We start from the raw sequence: 2691 nt of genomic DNA, 5'->3' as shown, positions 1-2691 counted from the left end.
GGGATCATCAATCGAAGCCAACGTCGGGAATATGTGGCCGACCTGTTGAACAAGGTCGGACTGGACCCCGATTACATGCAGCGTTACCCGCACCAGTTTTCAGGAGGACAACGCCAAAGGATTGGAATCGCACGGGCACTTGCCGTGAAGCCGCGCCTGATTGTGTGTGACGAAGCCATCTCTGCACTGGATGTGTCCATTCAGGCCCAGATCCTGAACCTTTTCATGGACCTGAAGGACGAATTCAACCTGACGTATCTCTTCATAAGTCATGATCTCGGTGCGGTGGAGCACATCTCCGACCGGATCGCGATCATGTATCTCGGCAAGGTCGTCGAGCTCGGGCAGACCCGGGACATCTTCAACGGCCCGATCCACCCATACACACATGCTCTTCTGGCGGAAGCTCCCCGCCTGGACCGGCGCAGTCAGGAATTTGCCCCAATCAAGGGTGAGATCCCATCACCGCTCAATCCTCCATCCGGCTGTACGTTTCATCCAAGATGCCCATTGGCACAGCCTATCTGTCGCCAAGAAATCCCGGTTCTGGAAAAACACTCTGAAGACCGGATGGCAGCATGCCTGGTCAAGCAATCTGCCGAGGCCGCGGCATGACAGGACAGGATGTCACGTTCCCCCCCATGTCAAAAGTTTCTTTGCGGGAGGCGGAGCCAGGTTCGTCTTCGGGCGAAACCACAGCCTTGATAGAAGATCTGAAGATGCGTAAGAGCCTCGGTGTTCCGCGCATTGTCGCAAACACATTCGGTGATTTCGGTGCGGTTGCCGCAGGTAGCCCGCATGCCGTGCGGGTTGGGCTCGACCTCCTGAATGCTGGCGGCACAGCGGGAGATGCCGCCACTGGGATGGCATTTGCGATGATGGTGGCAGACCCGGCCAATTGTTCACCTGCCGGACGCGCGCATGTTCTCTATCGAACGTGTTCCGGCCCAGCGACTGCCATCGACGGAACCACCCGGGCTCCCAGCGCCATCCCAACGGGTGCTGCGCCGATCCCCTTGCCGGGCTGCACGAGTGCAATCCTCGAGCTTCACGCGAAGACAGGCCGCCTGCCGCTAGAAACAGTTCTCGATCCGGTCATTTCGCTCGCGGAAAACGGCTTTGAAGTGCCTGACGAACTGGCGCAGGTCTGGGCAAACCGAGCTGGTGATTTGAAGGACGTCGACGCACGGAGCTGGTACCTGCCAAGTGGCCACCCACCTCGGGTTGGTGAGACATTTGTGCACAAGGGGCTTGCCCGCTTTTTTCGGAATGTATCCGCAAAGACACGCGACCCGTTCACGGATCAGACCTTCTTCGCAGAAATGGCCTTGCGCATCGAATCCAAAGGCGGGGTGTGGCAGCCGGACGACGTGCTTCGGATCGCCGCAAGAGATGGAGAGGTCGTCCGGTTGGCCAATGCCGGCTGGGAGCTTGTCAGTATCGGACGCCAGGGATGGGGGCACACGCTTTTACAGATCGTGGCGCTCAATCAATGGGCCGCCCGTTCATTGACAGGCGAGACTGACCTCGAGCTGGCTCAGCTCCTGGCTATCAGTCAGGCCTTTGACGACCGACCGCAGTATTTGAGGTCGCTTAAGCCCAAATCCAAACCGCTTGCCTATGAGGATCTGGTGGACCGGGCGATCATCCCTGAAGCCCATGGCTGGAGAGATTTGCGCGCTGTTGTCTCGGACACCCAAAAAATGAAAGACCTCAACGGCTGGTTGCCATTTCTGGATATTGCTCCGCGCTCGCCTGCAGCGGAAGAACGCGATACCACGCATTTGAGTGCAGTCGACAAGGACGGACTTCAAGTTTCGCTGACCCAGTCGATCGGCCCCCATTTTGGGGCGAGAATTGCAGACCCCGAATACGGAATTCTGTTGGCGCACTCCTACCGCATGGAATTCGATCCTGAGCCTTGCGTCGAAGACGTAACCGAACAATGTCCGGCGCTTCTGACCGTGGGGTCGACCCAATACGCTGTTGGAGGAGCTGGAAGCGAAAGGATACCAGGCGCTGTTGCAAGCGTTGTCCGCCATCTGCTCGCAGGGGCCCCCCTGTCGGATGCCATTTGCAAACCGCGCGCAAACTGGGTCGGTCCTGTCGTTCGTTTGCATGCCGATATTCCATCAGCTCTTCGTGACAAATTGAACAAAGCAAATATCCCGGCAGAGGAAACCGACCGGGGACCGATTGATCATATTGGAATTGTTCACGCCGTTGGCTGGAGCCCTGAAGGCAAGTTTGAAGCCGCTGCCGACCCGGCTTATGCCGGTGCCGCTGGCGTGTGCTGATCCCATTTTGGAGGAAAGAATGAAAAACACCGATCGTGTCTGGGACTTAGTTGATGCCCGTCGTGAGGACTATGTCGGGCTTTCCGATCGCGTATTTGATTTGCCGGAAATCGCCTACACGGAGTTCAAGTCGGTCGCCGAACACAAGAAGATGCTGGAATTGGAAGGGTTTCGAATTTCCGAAGGCGTCGCGGGAATTCCAACGGCTATTGTCGGGGAAGCAGGTGACGAAGGACCCGTGATTGCCATCTTGGGTGAGTTTGACGCTCTGCCCGAACTTGGCCAGTCTGCCGGCGTTGCGGAACCCCAGCCTGTCGAATTCGGGGGGGCGGGACACGGGTGTGGGCACAACCTGTTGGGGGCGGGCGCTCTCATGGCAGCCGCGGCTGTAAAG

General features: G+C 58.0%; 2 protein-coding genes and 1 pseudogene. All 3 read left to right on the top strand.

Features of this window, described 5'->3' with window-relative positions; translation table 11 throughout:
- On the top strand, positions 1-615 hold a 615-nt coding region (locus K5905_RS31235; RefSeq protein ID WP_297591612.1), incomplete at its 5' end, for an ABC transporter ATP-binding protein.
- Positions 579-2297, top strand: a complete 1719-nt coding sequence (locus K5905_RS31230) for a gamma-glutamyltransferase (protein ID WP_297591611.1) — start codon at positions 579-581, stop codon at positions 2295-2297. The genes K5905_RS31235 and K5905_RS31230, both read left to right, overlap by 37 nt.
- A 19-nt stretch (positions 2298-2316) precedes the next feature.
- Positions 2317-2691 (top strand): annotated as a pseudogene (locus K5905_RS31225) (amidohydrolase); the annotation flags it as partial.

Source organism: Roseibium sp. (assembly GCF_025698965.1).
In the GTDB taxonomy this organism is placed as follows: domain Bacteria; phylum Pseudomonadota; class Alphaproteobacteria; order Rhizobiales; family Stappiaceae; genus Roseibium.
The sequence above is the reverse complement of the archived record's forward strand: the minus strand, read 5'-3'. Positions and strand labels throughout refer to the sequence as shown.